The organism is Micromonospora salmantinae (genome assembly GCF_022230905.1).
GTDB classification, from domain to species: domain Bacteria; phylum Actinomycetota; class Actinomycetes; order Mycobacteriales; family Micromonosporaceae; genus Micromonospora; species Micromonospora salmantinae.
In genome coordinates, this window is record NZ_JAKKFG010000040.1 from 68,759 (window position 1) to 86,202 (window position 17,444).

The 17,444-nt window shown below is 71.0% G+C and carries 15 protein-coding genes, 1 tRNA gene and 1 pseudogene; 8 read left to right on the forward strand and 9 right to left on the reverse strand.

The window, feature by feature from the left end; genetic code table 11:
* Positions 1-106 precede the first annotated feature (106 nt).
* The 5 genes from PSH03_RS23145 to PSH03_RS23165 form a co-directional block, all read right to left on the reverse strand.
* A complete protein-coding gene (locus tag PSH03_RS23145; protein WP_238690397.1) occupies positions 107-1,552 on the reverse strand; it encodes a hypothetical protein in 1,446 nt (481 codons plus the stop codon).
* Complete coding sequence (locus tag PSH03_RS23150) at positions 1,549-2,067, reverse strand: SigE family RNA polymerase sigma factor (RefSeq protein ID WP_238690398.1); 519 nt, start codon at positions 2,065-2,067, stop codon at positions 1,549-1,551. The genes PSH03_RS23145 and PSH03_RS23150 overlap by 4 nt, the downstream gene beginning before the upstream one ends.
* A gap of 72 nt (positions 2,068-2,139) precedes the next feature.
* Positions 2,140-2,541, reverse strand: a complete 402-nt coding sequence (locus tag PSH03_RS23155; protein WP_210780768.1) for a hypothetical protein — start codon at positions 2,539-2,541, stop codon at positions 2,140-2,142.
* Between the two features lie 108 nt (positions 2,542-2,649).
* Positions 2,650-2,726, reverse strand: a tRNA-Pro gene (locus PSH03_RS23160).
* 187 nt (positions 2,727-2,913) lie between these two features.
* Positions 2,914-3,807 carry a metallophosphoesterase gene (locus tag PSH03_RS23165; RefSeq protein ID WP_238690399.1) on the reverse strand — a complete coding sequence of 298 codons (894 nt, stop codon included), beginning with the start codon at positions 3,805-3,807 and terminating at the stop codon, positions 2,914-2,916.
* A gap of 25 nt (positions 3,808-3,832) precedes the next feature.
* Between PSH03_RS23165 and PSH03_RS23170 the strand changes: the two genes are divergently transcribed.
* Positions 3,833-4,288, forward strand: a complete 456-nt coding sequence (locus PSH03_RS23170; protein WP_238690400.1) for a GatB/YqeY domain-containing protein — start codon at positions 3,833-3,835, stop codon at positions 4,286-4,288.
* A gap of 113 nt (positions 4,289-4,401) precedes the next feature.
* Here the strand turns inward: PSH03_RS23170 and PSH03_RS23175 are convergent, their stop codons facing one another.
* Complete coding sequence (locus tag PSH03_RS23175; protein WP_210780771.1) at positions 4,402-6,849, reverse strand: penicillin-binding protein; 2,448 nt, start codon at positions 6,847-6,849, stop codon at positions 4,402-4,404.
* Positions 6,850-7,256: 407 nt separating this feature from the next.
* Here PSH03_RS23175 and PSH03_RS23180 point away from each other — a divergent pair, with 407 nt between their 5' ends.
* Positions 7,257-7,577: a WhiB family transcriptional regulator gene (locus PSH03_RS23180; protein ID WP_210780772.1), complete on the forward strand. Its 321-nt coding sequence runs from the start codon at positions 7,257-7,259 to the stop codon at positions 7,575-7,577.
* A gap of 6 nt (positions 7,578-7,583) precedes the next feature.
* Here PSH03_RS23180 and bagB read toward each other — a convergent pair whose 3' ends face one another.
* The 3 genes and pseudogenes from bagB to PSH03_RS23195 all read right to left on the reverse strand — a co-directional run.
* Positions 7,584-8,735 carry an ArsA family ATPase gene (gene bagB, locus PSH03_RS23185; RefSeq protein WP_210780773.1) on the reverse strand — a complete coding sequence of 384 codons (1,152 nt, stop codon included), beginning with the start codon at positions 8,733-8,735 and terminating at the stop codon, positions 7,584-7,586.
* Between the two features lie 53 nt (positions 8,736-8,788).
* On the reverse strand, positions 8,789-9,766 hold the full coding sequence (gene bagA / locus PSH03_RS23190; RefSeq protein ID WP_210780774.1) for an ATPase BagA: 978 nt from the start codon (positions 9,764-9,766) through the stop codon (positions 8,789-8,791).
* Positions 9,767-9,792: 26 nt separating this feature from the next.
* Positions 9,793-10,356: pseudogene (locus tag PSH03_RS23195) on the reverse strand (Rv0361 family membrane protein); the annotation flags it as partial.
* Positions 10,357-10,967: 611 nt separating this feature from the next.
* Here PSH03_RS23195 and PSH03_RS23200 point away from each other — a divergent pair.
* The 6 genes from PSH03_RS23200 to PSH03_RS23225 all read left to right on the forward strand — a co-directional run bounded on the left by PSH03_RS23200 (position 10,968) and on the right by PSH03_RS23225 (position 17,444).
* Entirely contained in the window at positions 10,968-11,450 is a 483-nt protein-coding gene (locus PSH03_RS23200) for a hypothetical protein (protein WP_210780776.1), read from the forward strand.
* A 44-nt stretch (positions 11,451-11,494) separates the two neighbouring features.
* Positions 11,495-11,650 (forward strand): Sp36 family protein, encoded by a 156-nt coding sequence (gene sp36, locus PSH03_RS23205; protein ID WP_007466198.1) that lies wholly within the window; start codon positions 11,495-11,497, stop codon positions 11,648-11,650.
* On the forward strand, positions 11,647-12,108 hold the full coding sequence (locus PSH03_RS23210) for a RidA family protein (RefSeq protein WP_091403351.1): 462 nt from the start codon (positions 11,647-11,649) through the stop codon (positions 12,106-12,108). The genes sp36 and PSH03_RS23210 overlap by 4 nt, the downstream gene beginning before the upstream one ends.
* Positions 12,109-12,231: 123 nt before the next feature.
* Positions 12,232-13,068, forward strand: coding sequence for an MBL fold metallo-hydrolase (locus PSH03_RS23215; protein ID WP_210780777.1), 837 nt, complete (start codon positions 12,232-12,234; stop codon positions 13,066-13,068).
* The gene (locus PSH03_RS23220; protein WP_238690401.1) at positions 13,065-16,715 is read left to right on the forward strand and encodes an adenylate/guanylate cyclase domain-containing protein; all 3,651 of its coding nucleotides are present in this window, start codon (positions 13,065-13,067) and stop codon (positions 16,713-16,715) included. The genes PSH03_RS23215 and PSH03_RS23220 overlap by 4 nt, the downstream gene beginning before the upstream one ends.
* 225 nt (positions 16,716-16,940) lie before the next feature.
* A complete protein-coding gene (locus PSH03_RS23225; RefSeq protein ID WP_238690402.1) occupies positions 16,941-17,444 on the forward strand; it encodes a hypothetical protein in 504 nt (167 codons plus the stop codon).

Consider the following 17,444-nt stretch of genomic DNA (forward strand, 5'->3'; position numbering starts at 1 on the left):
GGGCGGCAGCCACTCGAGGGATCGGTAGAAACACCTATACCAGCAGGTGAAGGCTGTCAGGGCGGTGTCCGAAAGGCGTCACGTGCCGGCGGCCGTCGCGGGGCAGTCACTCCTCGTTCCAGGTGTCGGTCTCGGTTGTCCGTTGTGCACCCTGCTTGGACACCTGACCGCTGGCAATCGTCCCGCCGGATGCGTCGAGCGCCTCCACGACAAGGCCCGCGGTGGGGCGGGGCACCTGCATGGCCGTCCCGGAGCCGCTGACGGCGCTCCTCGCCACCTCCTGCCCGTCGCGCAGGACGCGCACGGTGGTGGCGGCTGCCGGCGTCACCACGAGCAGGATCTGCTGGCCCTCGCTGCCGCCGGTGTCATCGTCGATGGACACGGCCAGCACGCCACCGGGATCGGTCGGGTCGGCGGTAGCGGTGAAGGAGGTGCCAGTGCTGAGCACGCCGTCGGACCGTGGCTGATCGGGGGCGATCGACACCTCGCCGACCCAATCGCCGCCCACAGCGGGAGCAGCCAGGACCGTCACCTGGGCGTCCTCCACCGACGGCTCTGTCGCGCTGGGCGACCCGTCGGCCGGGCTGATAGGGAGGCCAGCGAGGTGCCCGCCCCACACCACGCTCGGAAGGGCGGTCAGGCGGTAACCTCCTGACTGTGCCCACTGGTACACCAAATCCCGGGCACGTTGCTGCTCGACACTGCCGCGTACGCGGGACATCGCCGTCGCGAGTTGAGCGTCGGTGATCGGCGTGGAGGCCAGCGAACCTGGACCGGGCGTTATCTTGCGAGTCACCCCGCCGCAGTCGACCCGCCACCACTCGGGCCGCTGGGCCCGCGCGGTACGGACCAGGTAGGACCCGGTCGGCTCCGGGGCCCACCTGAAGGTGTCGCCGTCGGGCAGCGGTGAGCTGAGGAAAACGCAGCCGGCCGGGGCGATCGCCACGTGTGCCGCCTTCGGACCGTCCACGGACAGGCTCTCGTAGGGTTCCAGAGCGTCGCTTACCCCCCTGACGGAGGCGGTGCTGGCCAGTTCCTGGGCACTGGCACCCTCGTCGGCGACCAGCCACACCGCGGCGCTCGGCCAGCCGGTGACCGGATCGGGCTGGTTACGGACGAAGGCGGCGAGGGCGATACGGTGGCCGTCCACGTCGTCGGCGAAGAGGACTTTCACCCCGCTCACCGGCACCGTCAGGCGGGAGAACTCTCCTCGGCGTTGGGCGGCCAACAACTGTTCAGAGAGCTGACGTACGTAGCTGTCGTCCCCGGCGACGGCACCGCGCGGCGGCGACTGGAGGAGTCGGTCCGACCACGCCAGCACGGGTGCGATGGACTCGGACGGGTCGGCCGGTAGCTGCGTGGTCCGGCCCGGGCTGGCGATGGCGAAGGCCGTGCTCCCAACGGAGACTGCGAGGACCAGAACCAGGCCGCCGAGGCGTCGCTGCCGGCTCCGTCGGTATCGCGCCGTCGCTCGGCCGTACGGGTCTGGCTGCGGGGTCAGTGTCCGGCTCGACTCGGCCAGGGCCCGGCTCAGCTCATCGTCGACCGTCATTGTGCTACCCCCGTCATCTTCGTCGTCCCGGTCGGTGCTGGATCAGCTGCCAGCGCCAGACGCAGGCGAGCCAATCCTCGTGATGCGCGGCTCTTGACCGACCCGACCGAGCAGCCGAGAGTGGCCGCTACCTCCGCCTCCGGCAGATCGACCACGTACCGGAGCACGATCACCGCACGGGTACGAGGTGTCAGCTCCTGCATCGCCTCGTAGAGAGCGCGCCGTTCGGCAACCGTCTCGGTCATGTCCCGGGTGGGCCGCTCGGGAAAGAAGAACGTCAGCACCTCGTGCATCCGGTGGCGGCGCCAGGCGCTGATGTGGTGGTTGATCATGACTCGTCGCAGGTAGGCCATCGGATCGTCGACCCGCCGCCACCGACGCATCACCTTCACCAGCGCGGCCTGCACCAGATCCTCTGCATCCTGGGTCGAGCCGGTGAGGTGGTACGCCACGCGCAAGAGATCCACGTAGCGCGTCTCGACGAACTTTCGAAAATGCTCGTCGTCAACTGCCATGAGCCCCCGCCTTGATTGGTTACCTCTCACGACTCTGGCGAGGGTCAGAAGGTTGAAGGCGAGAGCCGGTTGCTACGAATCGGTACTCGCGGTCGTTGACACCCAGATCAGGAACACGATCGTCGCGACGACTCCGGTGACCGCGACCAGGCCGGCCGCCAGGGCCGCACGAGGCGAGTTGCGCCCGCGCAACTCGAAAGCAGCGGTGATGGTGAACAGCAACGCGAACACTTCACCTGCGGCGAGACCCAGCAGCCCGATGAAGCTCAGCAGACCCTCGACCATGTCCCGGCCAAGGAAGATCAGCCGGGCGCTGTACGCCGCTCCCGCCCAACACACCGTCGCCAGGCCCGCCAACACGTACACGGCCAGAAAGGAGACGGGGGTGGCGCGGCTGGCCTGCGGGGTCGCAAGGGGCGCCCCTGCCGGGCCGTCGGGCGGGATCCACGGCGCAGGCGTCTGAGGGTGGGTCATACAGGCGGACGCTAGCCACGCAGCCGTCGCACGGGAATCGGTCGACAGGGCTTGCCGGGGCAAACAAAAAGGCCAGGTGAGAGAAGATCTCACCTGGCCTTTTACCTCTGGTCGGGGTGGCCGGATTCGAACCGACGACCTCTTCGTCCCGAACGAAGCGCGCTACCAAGCTGCGCCACACCCCGAGGCGTGCCGACAAATAGTAGCCCACCCGCTCCGATGGTCAAACTCGGTACCCCCGCCGCCCCGGCCCCGCCCAGGGTGGCCAAGATCCGCACAACTTCCGGGATGTTGCTGCCTCACGACACGCCGAGGCAGCAACATCCCTGATGGTGCGCGAATCGTGAAGCGGCCGGGAGGGCAGCGGGACGGTCAGCGGGGGATGAGGGTCAGGATGCTGGCCTCCGGGGGGCAGGCGAAGCGGATCGGGGCGGTCGGGTGGGTGCCGAGGCCGGCGGAGACGTGCAGCCAGGAGTCCGAGCCCGGCCACCGGTGCAGGCCGCGCGCCATCGAGCGGGGCAGGCCGCAGTTGGTCACCAGCGCCCCGAAGCCCGGTACGCAGACCTGACCACCGTGGGTGTGCCCGGCCAGCAGCAGCCCGAAGCCGTCCGCCGCCATCTGGTCGAGCACCCGTGGCTCGGGTGAGTGCGTCAGCGCGATGGAGAGGTCCGCCGAGGACGACACCGCGCCGGCGACGGAGGGGTAGTCGTCCCGGTCGATGTGCGGGTCGTCGACGCCGACCAGGTCGAGTTGTCGCCCGCCAGCCTTCAGCGTGGTCCGGGCGTTGTTGAGGTCTGCCCAGCCGGAGCCGGTGAAGACCTGGCGCAACTCCTCGTAGGGCAGCTCGACGCCCTCGGTGTACTCCCGGTCGGGCAGGAAGTAGGTGAAGGGGTTCTTCAGCACCGGCCCGGTGTAGTCGTTCGAGCCGAACACGAACGCGCCCGGGTAGTCCAGCAGTGGTTGCAGGGCCCGCAGCACCCCGGGCACCGCGCCCGGGTGCGCCATGTTGTCGCCGGTGACCACCACCAGGTCGGGGTCGAGGGCGGCCAGCGATGCCACCCAACGCTGCTTGCGCGCCTGGTCGGGCATCATGTGCAGGTCCGACAGGTGCAGCACGCGCAGCGGCTCCGCGTCGGCCGGAAGCACCGGCACGTCGTACCGCCGGAGGGTGAACATGTTGCGCTCGACGAGCGACGCGTACGCGAGGGTGGCCGCGCCGATCGTGGCGGTTCCGGCGGCGAGCCGGAATAGTGTGCGCTTTCGCATGGCGTTCAGGGTAGTTTGACCGTCCATGAGCACGCTGAAGGACCGCCTCACTGCCGACATGCGTACCGCGCTCAAGGCGCGTGACGAGCTGACCACCTCCACGCTGCGGATGGCCCTGGCCGCCGTCGGCACCGCCGAGGTCGCTGGCAAGGCCAAGCGCGAGCTCACCGATGACGAGGTGCTCGCGGTGCTGACCAAGGAAGCCAAGAAGCGTCGGGAGGCGGCCACCGCCTTCGCCGACGCCGGGCGCGCCGAGCAGGCAGCGAAGGAGAGCGCCGAGGGTGAGGTGTTGGACCGCTACCTGCCCAAGCAGCTCTCGGACGCCGACCTGACCGAGCTGGTGTCGGGGGCGCTCGCCGCCGCCGGCTTCACCGGCAAGGCCCAGATGGGCCCGGCGATGAAGGCGGCCCAGGCCGCGGTGGCGGGCCAGGCCGAGGGTGGCCGGGTGGCCGCCGAGGTACGCCGACAGCTCGGTCTCTGACCCGGCGGGGTCAGCGGGGCGGCATGACGTTGTCGTAGCCGCTCCTGGTCCGGACAGAAGAAACGGGCGGGCACCCGAGGAGGGTGCCCGCCCGTTGTGTCCTACTGGTCGGCTCAGCCGTTCGGACGGCCGTTGCCGGGTCGTCCGGGTTGGTTGCCGGGTTGGCCGCCCGGAGTGCCGTCGGTGTTGCCCGGCGTACCGCCGCCCCCACTGCTGACCTGGATGGTGACCACACCACCCTTGATCGTGCGTCCGTCCGGGCTGGTGCCGGCCGCGTCGCCCGCCTTGCAGGAGGACGGCACCTTCGCGCTGGAGACGACCGGCTCGAAGCCGGCGCCCTTGAGCCGGGACTTTGCCTGATCCACCGAAACGCACTTCACGTCGGGGATGCTGCGCTGGTCACCCTCGGAGATCTTCTGGCCCGGCGGCTCGAACTTGATCCGCGGTTTGCCCTTCATGGCATCCCGCAGCGTCTCGTACACCGGCGGGTTGATGCCGTCCTTCTGGGCGTGCTTCATCTTGACATTGGTCTGCGGCCAGTCCGGGTCGGCCATGATGCCGGCCACCGAGTACTGCTTGGTCATGGCGACCAGGGCGGCCGTCTTCTCCGAGTCGGTGGTGCCGGACTTACCGGCCACCGGCGCGTCGACGATGCTCTTCACGACGCCGGCCGTGCGGCTGCCACCGCACTTGCTGGTGCTGGAGTTGTCGCCGACCGGGCAGCGGGCGGCATCCACGGCGGCGCGGGCCACCTCGGTGCTGAACCGCTTCTCGCAGCGCGGGTTGGCGATGTCCAGCTTGTTGCCCTCCGGGTCCCGGATTTCCTGCACCGGGATCGGCTCGCAGTACTTGCCGTCCGCCGCGAGAGTCGCGTACGCGTTGGCCAGGTCGAGCGGGGTGGTGGAGGACACACCCAGGGTGAAGGCGCCCCACTGGTGGGCGGCTTCCTTGGTGGCGGCGAACTTGGCGTCGTTGCTCGCCCGGAACTGGATGCCGGCCCGCCGGGCGGCGTCGACCACGTTCTCCGCGCCGACCTGCTGTTGCAGCGGGACGAAGTAGGTGTTGATCGACGCGCTGAAGGCGCTCCACATGTTCTGTACACCGCCGGCCTTGAGGCCGGAGTTGGTCGGGCAGTAGAAGTGGGTGCCCTTGCAGGCCGCCGGGCTGCTGCTGTCGATGATGTATTCCGACTTGAACTGCTGCGGCGCGTTCATCGTGTAGCCGAGCGGGATGCCCTTCTCCAGCGCGGCGACGATGCTGAAGATCTTGAAGGTCGAGCCGGCCTGGTAGCCGGTGATGCCGTTGCCGCCGGTGAGCAGCGGGTTGACCGTCGCCGGGTAGTTGCCCCGGATCTTCTTCTTGCTCTTCGCGGGGTCGCTGGAGAGCTTGTTCTTCGGGTTCTTCGGGTCGTCGAGCTTGAACTGCCGATTGACCGCGAGCGCCCGAACCCGGCCGGTGCCCGGCTCGACGACCGCGACCATTGCCGCTTCCTTGCTGTTCACGCTCTTGGCCTTACGGACCGCCTTGTCCGCGCCCCGCTGCGCCTGAACGTCGATCGAGGTCACGACGGTGTAACCGCCGCTCTTCAGTCGGCGCTCCCGGTCGTACGTGGTCGAGCCGAACGTCTCCTGATCCATCCACCAGCGGTAGAAGTAGTCGCAGAAGAAGCCCCACTCGTTGACGTTGGCGGCGACGCAGCCGTTCGGAGTGCGCTTGTCCTTCACGACCAGCTTGGTCGCCTTGGCGGCGTCGGCCTCCTGCTGGGTGATGGCCTTGATGTCGACCATGTTCTGGATGACGTAGTTGCGTCGATCCAGCGCGAGCGGGTAACCGGCCTCGGTGGTCGGGTCGTTCGTCGTCGGCGCCTTGACCATGCCGGCCAGCAACGCCGCTTCCTCGATCTTCAGCTTGCTCGGCGGCTTACCGAAGTAGACCTGGCTGGCGGCGTAGATGCCGTACGCGCCGTTGCCGAACGAGGCGAGGTTGAGGTAGCGGGTGAGGATCTCGTCCTTGGAGAATTCCTTGTCGACCTGGAGGGCCAGCCGCATCTCGCGCAGCTTGCGGGCGCTGGTGTCCTCGGTCGCCGCGACGACGTCCGCCGGGTGGGTGGCCGAGTAGGCGATGGCCAGTCGGACGTACTGCATGGTCAGCGTCGACGCGCCCTGCCGACCCGAGCCTTCGCTCTGGTTGTTGACGAACGCGCGGGCGACACCGTTGATGTCGACGCCGTTGTGCTTGTAGAACTCATGGTCCTCGGCCGCGATGATGGCCTTCTGCATGGCCGGCGAGATGTCGGGGAGCTTGACGTCCCGTCGGTTCTCGTCGTACATCGTCGCCAGCGGTGTCTTGCCGTCCGATGCCAGCAGGTAGCTGATCTGTGGCGCGCGGGCCACCGTCAGCTCCGTGGGCAGGGCACCGAATGTCTCGGCGCCGGCCTTCGCGGCCAAGCCGGACATCGCTACCGCGGGGAAGGCCGCCGCAGCGACCACCACGCCGGCCAGCAGGCCACACACGGCTAGCGATGCGGCGTTGGTCAGCACATTGTGGTCACGTTTCCGCATCCAGGTCACCTCGACAGGGTACGCGAGTAGGGAACGAGGGGCGCTGGGGCGTTCTTTCCCCATTTCCTGCGCGCGCTGCCCTCGTTGTGCTAAACGCACGACCCCCGGTGCTTGGTTGCGTGTGACCTGGCGTGAGTCTCCTCCGATTCAGTGAGGTGGCGCAGCGTTATCGCTGACCTCGGCGGGGTAACCGGCGGTAGAAGGCCCGGGAAGCCGGGAGTGTCCGGAATGATGGATTTCGTCGACAACGTTGCGTAATCAGTCGACTACAGAGCATGATGGGGGCGGCGACAGCGCCACATGTCGTCCGCGCCGCCTTGGGGAAGGCAGGCCGGGCGATCGGGGGGAATTGCCGGCTGACGTGCATCGACGAGGTCGGTAGGTACTGCAAGGGGGGACGTGTACACATGGGCATGATCACTGACTGGCCGTCGCTGGCGGCATGTCAGAACGGGGACCCGGACGCGTTGTTCGTACAGGGCGCCGAACAGAACGTGGCGAAGCGGATCTGCCGGAGCTGCCCAGTTCGGTACGAGTGCCTGGCCGACGCGCTGGACAACCGGATCGAGTTCGGTGTGTGGGGCGGCATGACCGAACGCGAACGGCGGGCGCTACTGCGTCGTCACCCCCAGGTGACGAGCTGGCGCAAGATGTTCGAGGCCGCGATGAAGAAGAACAGCAAGGACAAGACCGGCAAGGACAAGATTCTCGTCAGCGCGGCCAACTGACGCCGGTCACGGCCGGCTGATCGCCGCGCCGATCGTCCGTAGCCCGTCGACGTCGTGCACGTCGGCGGGCTGCGCCGTGACCGAAACCGCCGGCACGGCCGGGAACGCCTCGGTGAAGCGCGCGGCGACCTGCTGCTCGCGTACCGCCTGACGAGCCAACGCCGCGTGCGCCCGCAGCACGTCGGCGGTGGCCTCATGCCCACCCAGCTGGGTCAGCCGCTCGGCGGCGACCCGGCTCTGCTCGGCGTCCAGCTCCGGGACCGTCGGGCGGTGCACCCGGTTGAGCACCAGGCCGGCCAGCGGCATCCGCTCGTCCCGCAACCGGCCCGCGAAGTAGGCGGCCTCCCGGACCGCGTCCGGCTCCGGCGTCGCGACCAGCAGAAAGGCCGTCTCCCGCGCCTGCAGGATGCGGTACGTCTGCTCGGCGCGCTGCCGGAAACCACCGAACATCGAATCCAGTGCCGCCACGAAGCCGGACAGGTCGGTGAGCAGTTGCGCGCCGAGCACCTTCTGCACCACCTTCGAGAACATCCCGAACGAGGCCGTGACCAGGCTGAACATGCTCCGCCCGCCGCTGCGCGCCGGGGCCAGCAGCAGTCGCAGCATCCGGCCGTCGAGGAAACGGGAGAGCCGAGCGGGCGCATCCAGGAAGTCCAGTGCCGAGCGGGACGGTGGAGTGTCCACCACGATCAGGTCCCATTCGCCCCGGGCGTGCAACTGACCCAGCTTCTCCATCGCCATGTATTCCTGTGTGCCGGCGAAGGTCGAGCTCATCGCCTGGTAGAACGGGTTCGCGAAGATCTCCGCGGCCTTCGTCGGGTCGGTGTGCTGCAACACCACGTCGTCGAAGGTGCGCTTCATGTCCAGCATCATGGCGTGCAACTCGCCGCCGCTGCTCTCGACGTCGATCCCCTTGACCTGGCGAGGGGTGTTGTCCAGCTCGGTCAGGCCCAGCGACTGGGCCAACCGGCGAGCCGGGTCGATGGTGAGCACCACAGTGCGTCGGCCGTGATGCTCGGCCGCCCGCAGCGCCAGCGCCGCGGCCGTGGTCGTCTTTCCCACTCCGCCGGCACCGCAGCACACGACGATCCGCACGCCTGGGTCGGCGAGGATCTGGTCGACGTCCAGCTGCGGCGCCGCGTCTTCGGAAGGCACCAATCGAGCGTATCGGGCCGGTGGGTCCGCGCGCCCGTGCTGCGCTCAGGTGTGAGTCATTCGGCGCGGACGAGGGCCTGGGCCAGCGTCGCGAGCCCCGCCCGATCAACCCCGTCGGGCAGCAACGGCAGCTCGATCATCGGCAGCCCCAACTCCACCAGGTCGGCGCGGAGCGAATCTTCCAGTTCGCGCCGGATGAGCTGGTCACGCGCCTCATCGTGCAACCCGGCCACGATGTCCCGATCGGCCGGCAGCCCGGCGGCGACCAGCCCGCGCTTCAACTCCGCGGCGGTGACCGCCGCTCCGGCGGGCACCGGCGGTCGGACTCCGTTGACGAGCACCTTCCCGACGCCGAAGCCGAGGGCGGTCAGATCGGCGATCGCGTCGACAGTCTCCTGGATCGGCATCTCCTCCAGCAGCGTGACCACGTGCACCGCCGTCATCGGGGACCGCAGCAACGCGGCGACCCCCTCGCTCTGGGTCTTGATCGGGCCCACCTTGGCCAGCCGGGCGGTCTCCGCCGTCACGTTGAGGAACCGGCCGATCCGCCCGGTCGGCGGGGCGTCCAGCACCACCGCGTCGTACGCGCGCCGCTGCCCGGTGGTGCGGGTGGTGGCCTCCTTCACCTTGCCGGTGAGCAGGACGTCCCGCAGGCCGGGCGCGATGGTGGTGGCGAAGTCGATGGCGCCGAGCTTGCGTAGTGCCCGGCCCGCCGCGCCCAGTTTGTAGAACATGTCGAGGTACTCGAGCAGCGCCTCCTCGGCGTCCACCGCGAGTGCGCGCACCTCACCGCCGTCCGGCGCGTCGGCGAGGTGCCGCTCCTCGTAGGGCAGCGGCTCGATGCCGAACAGTTGGGCGATGCCCTGCCGCCCCTCGACCTCGACCAGCAGGGTGCGCCGGCCGCCGGCGGCGAGCGCGAGGGCCAGCGCCGCCGCCACGCTGGTCTTACCGGTGCCGCCCTTGCCGGTCACCACGTGGAGACGGGCGGGCCATCCGGTACCGGCCGGGTCGATCGGACGCTCAGCTGCACACACCCGTCGAGCCTATCCAGGCTGGGCGGTCAGGCGACCTCGCAGACCCACCAACCCGTCTTCTGCACCACAGTGAAGCGCAACTCCTGGTCGGCCACCTTCTCGTCGGCGGTGGTCATGGTGAGCCGGGTGGAGACGGTGGCCCGTTCCCCGGTCTGGTTGTCAACCTTCGGGGTGGTCCAGCGGAAGCGCGGGTTCTGGTAGGTGGCGGCGTACTTCTCCACCTCGGCAACCTTCGCGGCGATCTTGTCGTCGTCGCGGGAAGCGGCGCAGACGCGACCGGCCGCCTTCGTCGCGTCGCGATCCTTGTAGACAGCGGTGAGGAACTCGTCGACGGCGACCGCCGGCTCCTTGGCGCCCTCGCCGGTCTCGACATCGCGCAGGGTCAGGAAGGCCACCACGCCACCCCCCACGCAGAGCACCATGATCACGACCAGGGCGATCGCCGCGATCAGCAGACCGCGCTTCTTCTTCGGCCCGGCCGTGCCGTGGTAGGGCGGATAGGCGGGCGGGGCCGGGGGGATCGATGAGGAGTTCGGGGCACCCGGCTGCGTGGGTGCGGCGGCCGAGGTGGGGCCGCCAGGCCCTGTCGGCTGGCTGGGGCCGCCAGGCTGCCCCGGGAAGGCCGGCTGGCCGGGGCCGCTGTGCTGCCCCGGGAAGGCCGGTGAGGTGGGGCCGGCGGAGAGTGCCGGCTGGGCGGGGGCGGCGGGGAGAGCGAGCTGCCCGGGCGGCGTAGCGGGGGTCGACTGGCTGGGGATGGTCGGCGCGCCGGGCTGACCGGCGGGATCCGGGTGGTGGACCGGCGGGTGAGCGGGTGTGCCGGCCTGGTCGCCGCTGGGCGGGTGGGTCATGTCGTTCCCCCAGGGGTGCGGCGCCCGCCGCCACCCCTGGCGCCGAGCGTGATCGAGCGGGCGGCCGGGCGCAGCGCGACCGTCCGACCGGAAGGGTAGCGGTCGATGAGCGGATCGGTGTCGCCCCTGCCTGCCGAGCGGCCCTGCGATCCGGTGAGCGGTACCCGCGTCGGTTTCGGTGTCGGGCCCCCGACCTGCGGTGTGTCGCATATGTGACTGTTGGTGACCTCTTGTGCGCGTCCTGTTGGCGGGACCGTTGCCACAGACCTACCTTCGTCCCGGTGCGGGGGCCGGAACGGACGAATGGGTCCGGACCGGAAGCATGGTCCGAGAGGTACGACCGGAGGCAGTACATGCGCGACGCGGACAACATCCCTCGCACCCAGTTCCCGACGAACGACCGGCCTCGCCGGCCCGGGTCCGTGGTCGAGGCCGGCGGGCAGGTCACCAACCAGCCGATCAACGAACGGTCGTACCGCCGGATGCCGGAGCAGGCGGAGACGGCCCGGGTGCCGAGCCAGCCCGCCGAGCGGACCCGCGAGGACGACGAGCCGGGCTTCGTCATCCACCTGCCGATCCGGGTGCCGAACCTGGCGGCGGCGACCGTGCTGGCCGGCCGGGTCGCGGTGTCCCTGGGTTTCCTGCCCGAGTTGGACGCCGGCGAGACGACCGTCTCCAACGCCGACGATCAGAACAACCGGCACCGGGTCTTCTGTGACCTGTTGCTGCCCGACCGGTCCCGCTGCCCTCAGGGGTACGAGCACGAAGGGCGCTGCGGGGAGCTGCCGGCCGCGCCGGAGCAGCGTCCCGTACCTCGTCCGGCCAGCGGACCGTAGGCTGTCCCTCGAACAATTCCGCACCGAGAGGGAGCCCTTCAGCGATGCAGAAGTGGGAATACTCCACGGTCCCGCTGCTGGTCCACGCGACCAAGCAGATCCTCGACAACTGGGGCGAGGACGGGTGGGAGCTCGTCGCCGTGGTCCCCGGCCCGAATCCGGACCAGCTGGTCGCCTACCTGAAGCGGCCCAAGGCGTGAGCAACGGTCCGCACGCGAAGCTCGCCGAGCTGGGTCTCGACCTGCCCGAGGTCGTGCCGCCGGTGGCCAGTTACGTCCCGGCCGTGCAGTCCGGGCAGCACGTGTACGTTTCCGGCCAGTTGCCGATGGCCGAGGGCAAGTTGCTGGCGACCGGCAAGGTCGGCGCCGGGATCTCCGCCGAGCAGGCGAAGGATCTGGCCCAGCGGTGCGCGCTCAACGCGCTGGCCGCTGTCGACTCGCTGGTCGGTCTGGAGAACGTGGTCAAGGTGGTCAAGGTGACCGGGTTCGTGGCCTCCGCGCCCGGCTTCACCGGCCAGCCCGCCGTGATCAACGGTGCCTCGGATCTCTTCGGCACCGTCTTCGGGGAGGCCGGCCGGCACGCGCGCAGCGCGGTGGGTGTGGCCGAGTTGCCACTGGACGCCCCGGTGGAGATCGAGCTGATCGTCGAGGTCGCCTGACGCGTCCCCATCGCCCCCCGATCTTGCACTTCCTGCTCGGACGAAAGCCCTGAACCGGGATGAATCAGGGGCCGCAAGTGCAAGATCGTGGGGTGTGGCGGGCGGGGTCGTACGATCGCAGCCATGAGCGGGCACGTGACGGGGGCGGTGGCGGCGCTTGCCGACGAGTTGCCCCGCTGGGTTTCACTGCTGCGTGCGCCGAACCCGGGGCCGATGACCCTCGACGGCACCAACACCTGGGTGCTGCGCGCCCCGGCGGCCGAGTCCGGCATCGTGGTCGACCCGGGGCCGGCGGACGAGGGGCACCTGACCCGGATCGCCGAACACGGTCCGGTCGGGCTGATCCTGATCACCCACGGCCACCCCGACCACACCGAGGGCGCGGCCCGGCTGAGTGAGCTGCTCGGCGGCGTGCACGTGCTCGCCGTCGACCCGGCGCACACCATCGGCGGCGAGCCGCTGACCGAGCCGGGCGAGCACTTCGGCGGCTTCGGTCTGCAGATCAGTCTGTTGGAGACGCCAGGGCACACCGCCGACTCGGTCTGCTTCCTGGTCGAGCACGGCGACGAGCGGGTGGTGCTCACCGGTGACACCATCCTCGGCCGGGGCACCACCGTGGTCGCCCATCCCGACGGTCACCTCGGTGACTATCTGAGCAGCCTGGAGCTGCTTTCGGCGTACCGGGGGATCCCGGCGCTGCCTGGACACGGCCCGGCACTGGCCGACTGCGCCGCCGCGGCCGACTTCTACCTCGCCCACCGCCGGGCCCGGCTCGACCAGGTCCGGGCGGCGGTCGCCGCTGGCGCCCACACCCCTGCCGACGTGGTGGCTACGGTCTACGCGGACGTGGACCGCTCACTCTGGTGGGCAGCCGAATGGTCGGTCCGGGCGCAGCTGGAGTACCTGGGCGTCGACACCGGGGAATCCGCGCCCGGGGTCAGTGGGTTGGAGCACATGTGACCTGCCCCGTGTGTGGAACCGTTGCCGTTCCCGGCGCGCGGTTCTGCCACAACTGTGGCGCCGCGCTGCCGGCCGCCGCCACGTTGCCGGCGGCCGAGCGCCGGGTGGTGACAGTGCTCTTCGGCGACCTCTCCGAGTTCACCTCCTGGTCGGAGGATCTCGACCCGGAACGCGTCGGCGCGGTCACCGACCGGGTGCTCGCCGCCCTCGCCGGTGCGGTGAAGACGTTCGGCGGGCACGTCGACAAGCTGACCGGTGACGGCATCATGGCGGTCTTCGGCGCCCCGGTGGCGCACGAGGACGACGCCGAACGTGCCGTCCGGGCCGCACTGTCCATGCAACGGGCCGTCCGCCGGGTGCTCGACGACGAGCGGGGCGGCGGCGCGCCGCTCGGGCTGCGAGTCGGGCTGAACACCGGCGACGTCATCGCGGGCATCCAGGCCGCCATTGAATACACGGTCATCGGCGACACGGTGAACACCGCGGCCCGGCTCGCCGACGCCGCCGCCGTCGGGGCCGTCTACGCAGGTGGTCGTACCGCCGCGGCCACCAGACACGTCTCCTCCTGGCGGGCGCTGCGCCCGCTGCGGCTCAAGGGAAAGCGTGAGCCGGTCGAGGCGTACGAGCTGCTGGGTCTGCTGGACGCGCCGGGCACCCGCTCGGGGCTGGGCGACGAGGCGCCGTACGTCGGCCGGGAGACGGAGATCGGTCGGGTCGCCGGCCGGCTCGCCGAGGTGATCGACCAGGGCGACCCGCGGGTGCTGCTGATGACCGCCGAGGCGGGCATCGGCAAGTCCCGGTTCGCCGCCGAGGTGGAGCGCCTCGCCGCCGGGTACGACGTCGGTGCTGGCCGGTACGCGGCGCACACCGGGGCCCGGGTGCTCTCGGTGCGCTGTGCCGCGTTCGGTGAGCGGCGACGGCTCGCGCCCCTGGCCGATCTGGTGCGGGCCGCCGTCGGTCTGCCCAGCGACGCGTCCACAGCGCTGACCCGCCCGGCGGTCGAGGAGCGGCTGCGCCGGCTCGGGCAGCGGCTCGCCCGCTCCGGTGCGGAGACACCGCCGATCTCCACGGAGCAACTGCTGGCCCTGCTCGGCTACGCCGAACTCCCGGCGCACGGCGGCAGCGACAGCGGTGAGTGGGGTGGATCGGGCACTCCGGCCGCGGACGCCGAGGTGGTGCCGAACGCTGTCGCCGACCTGCTCAGTGGGCTCGCCTCGGAGGCGCCGCTGGTGATCGTGGTGGACGACCTGCACGATGCCACCGCCGAGACGATCAGTGCCCTCGGGTTGACCCTGTCCAGGCTCACCGGCCCGGTGCTGGTGCTGCTGCTCGGCCGGCCCGAGTTGGTGCGTACCGCTGGCGCGCTGACCCGGGTCGCGGACGCCGAGGTGCACTCGCTGCCGCCGCTGCGCGGTGCCGACGCGGCCCGGCTGCTCACGACTTACCTCGGCGGCGGCAAGCTGCCGCAGGCCGACACCGACAGGTTGCTCGCCACCGCGCAGGGCAATCCGTTCTACCTGGCTGAGCTGGTCACGCTGCTTATCGAACGGGGCGCGCTCACCACGGAATCAGTGCGCGGCGCCGCCTCGACGCGGGGTGCCACGGTGGATCGGTCCGGCTCCGGCGAGCGGGAGCAGAGCGGGTCGACCGGCTGGCGGCTGGTACCGGGCTCGCTGGGCAGTCGACTGCTCTCCCGGGACCTCGCCGCCGTGCTCGCGGCCCGGATCGACGCGTTGCCGCCGGACGCCCGGTCGGTGCTGCGCGACGCCGCGGTCACCGGTGACACGGTGCCGACCGGCGCGCTGGAGGCGATGCGGGAGCAGCGTGGCGGTCGCGACGGCCGGCCGTCGGCAGTGGTCGCGGTCGAGCTCGACCGGGCGGTCGAGGAGTTGCTGCAACGCCGCATGCTGCACCGCTCGCGGGCCGGCTACTCGTTCGCCACACCGCTCATGCGCGAGGCCGCGTACGCCGGGGTGAGCAAGGCCGAGTTGGCCGAGCGACACGCGGCGCTGGCCCGCTGGGCGGCTCCGGCGGACGAGACCACTGCCAGCACTGTGGGCGGGTTCACCGACGAGGCCCGGGACGACTTCGTGGCGACGCACGTCGAGCGGGCCGCCACGCTCGCCGACGCCGTGAAGCTACGTCCGGACGCGCCGGCCCGGGCGGTGGTTCCGCTCGGCGTGGCCGCGCTCGGCCGGGCCGCCCGCCGGTCGCTCTCCGCCGGTGAGCCGGCAATGGCCGTCGAGTACGCCGAGCGCGCCACCGAACTGGCCCGCGACGGGGTGCCGGCAGCCGATCGGGTGGTGCACGCCCGAGCGTTGCTCCAGGTCGGCCGGGTCACCGACGCGTTGGCGTACGCCGAGAAGATCGCCGCGAACGCGGGGGACGAGGTCACCCGGGTCAGTGCGCTGCTGTTGGCGGGGCAGGCCCAGGAGACCCTCGGCGATCAGGGCCGGGCGGTGACCGCCTGGCAGGAGGCGTTGCAGGTGGCCACCGAGGGGCGGCTGCCCACGCAGCGGGCCACAGCGATGCGCCGGCTCGGCATGGCCGACTTCGTGGCGGGGCGGCTGAGTCAGGCGAGCAGCCGGTTGGCGGCCGCGTACCAGGTCAGCCTCGGTGCGCAGGACCGACGTGGGCAGGCGTGGTCCCTGCAGAACCTGGCCTGGGTGACCACCACCCGGGGTGACTTCGCCGGGACCGACGCGGTGCTCGGCCGGGCCGCCCGGCTCTTCGCCGAGCTGAAGGACCCGTACGGGCGGGCCTGGCTGCGTGGCACCACGGCGTTCGCCCGGCTGCTCGCCGGTCGACTGCGCGAGGCGTGTCGGATGGCGCAGGTGTTCCTGCCGTTCGGCGAGCGGGTCGGTGAGGCGTGGGCGGTGGGCACGTTGCGGGCGGTGGCGGCGTTCGCCACGGCCGAGCTGGGTGACCTGGCCGAGGCGGACCGGGAGGCCCGGCGGGCGTACCGGGAGTTCGCCGCCGCGTCCGACGACTGGGGGCGTGGGTTCGCCCTGGTGGTCCGGGCGGTGGTGGCGCGTGGCCTGGGCGAGCCGGAGCACGCTGCGGACCTGCTCACCGACGCCCTGGCGTACGCGGAGCGCACCTCGCATCCGCTGCTCACCGGGATGGCCGGCACACTGCGCGGCTTCGTCGCGTTGGACATGGGCGACTGCGAGACGGCCGAGCGGGTGGCCCGCGCGGTGCTGACCGCAGTGGAGCCGCACAACCCGCAGGCGCCGGCGCAGGTGGCGCCCCGGGTGTTGCTGGCGACGGCCCGTCTCGCGGCCGGCGACTCGGCGACAGCGGTCGGGCTGCTGGCCCCGGTGGCCACGGCCGCCGCGAACGCCCCGTCGCTGCTCTTCTCCCGCCGTCAGACGATGGCCCAGTACGCTGCGGCGCTGCTCGCTCACGGTCAGCGGGAGCAGGCGTTGGACTGGGCGCGCCGGGCGGTCACCGCGCCGGCCGAGGACGTGCGCAGCCAGGTGATCGCGGCGAGTGTGCTGGCCGAGGCGTTGGCCGCCTGCGGTCGCCCGGCGGAGGCGCTGTCGTGCGCGCAGGAGGCGGTCCGCCTGGCGTACGCCACCGAGCAGCGCAGCGAACGAGCCGCAGCCGACGCCCTCCACACCCGCCTAACAACCGCCCAGCCCTAACCCACCCCCCACCCCCTGCCCCCTCACCCTCCGCTGTTGATCAAGAAGTTTGGGTCAGAATTCGGGCCGCCGATGACCGAAAGCTCTTGATCAACGCGACCCTGGGGGTGGGGGTGCAGGGTTTTGCCGGTTCCGGGGATGTGGTGGTCGGGGGGAGCGGCTAGCGTGTCACCACCGCGTACGGGTCCACAGTGGTGACCGTCGCCGTGCCTGGGGAGGCCCTTCATGAAGCTGCCGCGATCCATCGCGGGCTGGACCATCGCGGTCTTCGGCGTGTTGGCGCTGGTGATGGGCGCGGTTGGGCTGCTCTGGCCGGAGGCGCAGCTGCGCATGCTCGGGTTCGAGGTGCCGGCGACGCGGGCCGTCGGTGATCACACCGGGACGTTCCTGCTGGCGTCCTCGATGGCGGCCTTCAACATGGGCGTCTACTACCTGCTCGCCACGGTGACCGAGTGGCGGGCGTTCTACCGGTTCACAGTGGTCTTCCGGCTGGTCACGTTCACCGTGTTCACCATCGCGGTGCTGGCCGACATCGCTCCTGATCGGTTCTTCGGGGTGGCGGCGTGGGAAGGGCTGGGCGCCGTGGCCACCGCCATCGGTCTGCGTCTGGACGCCCGGCGGGGCATCCCGGCCGGCGGGGTCGGATCGTCCGAGGGTGCCGGGACGACTGCGGTCGCCGAGGAGGGTACCGGTCCCACCGGTGCGGCTCCGGCGGACGCGGTGCGCTGA

Bases quoted from the DNA above. Each gene is read 5' to 3' on its own strand.
- PSH03_RS23145 (WP_238690397.1), bottom strand. From the start codon at position 1,552: ATGACGGTCGACGATGAGCTGAGCCGGGCCCTGGCCGAGTCGAGCCGG.
- PSH03_RS23215 (WP_210780777.1), top strand. From the start codon at position 12,232: ATGAGCGGGCACGTGACGGGGGCGGTGGCGGCGCTTGCCGACGAGTTG.
- sp36 (WP_007466198.1), top strand. From the start codon at position 11,495: ATGCAGAAGTGGGAATACTCCACGGTCCCGCTGCTGGTCCACGCGACC.
- PSH03_RS23175 (WP_210780771.1), bottom strand. From the start codon at position 6,849: ATGCGGAAACGTGACCACAATGTGCTGACCAACGCCGCATCGCTAGCC.
- PSH03_RS23150 (WP_238690398.1), bottom strand. From the start codon at position 2,067: ATGGCAGTTGACGACGAGCATTTTCGAAAGTTCGTCGAGACGCGCTAC.
- PSH03_RS23225 (WP_238690402.1), top strand. From the start codon at position 16,941: ATGAAGCTGCCGCGATCCATCGCGGGCTGGACCATCGCGGTCTTCGGC.
- PSH03_RS23155 (WP_210780768.1), bottom strand. From the start codon at position 2,541: ATGACCCACCCTCAGACGCCTGCGCCGTGGATCCCGCCCGACGGCCCG.
- PSH03_RS23200 (WP_210780776.1), top strand. From the start codon at position 10,968: ATGCGCGACGCGGACAACATCCCTCGCACCCAGTTCCCGACGAACGAC.
- PSH03_RS23165 (WP_238690399.1), bottom strand. From the start codon at position 3,807: ATGCGAAAGCGCACACTATTCCGGCTCGCCGCCGGAACCGCCACGATC.
- PSH03_RS23180 (WP_210780772.1), top strand. From the start codon at position 7,257: ATGGGCATGATCACTGACTGGCCGTCGCTGGCGGCATGTCAGAACGGG.
- PSH03_RS23170 (WP_238690400.1), top strand. From the start codon at position 3,833: ATGAGCACGCTGAAGGACCGCCTCACTGCCGACATGCGTACCGCGCTC.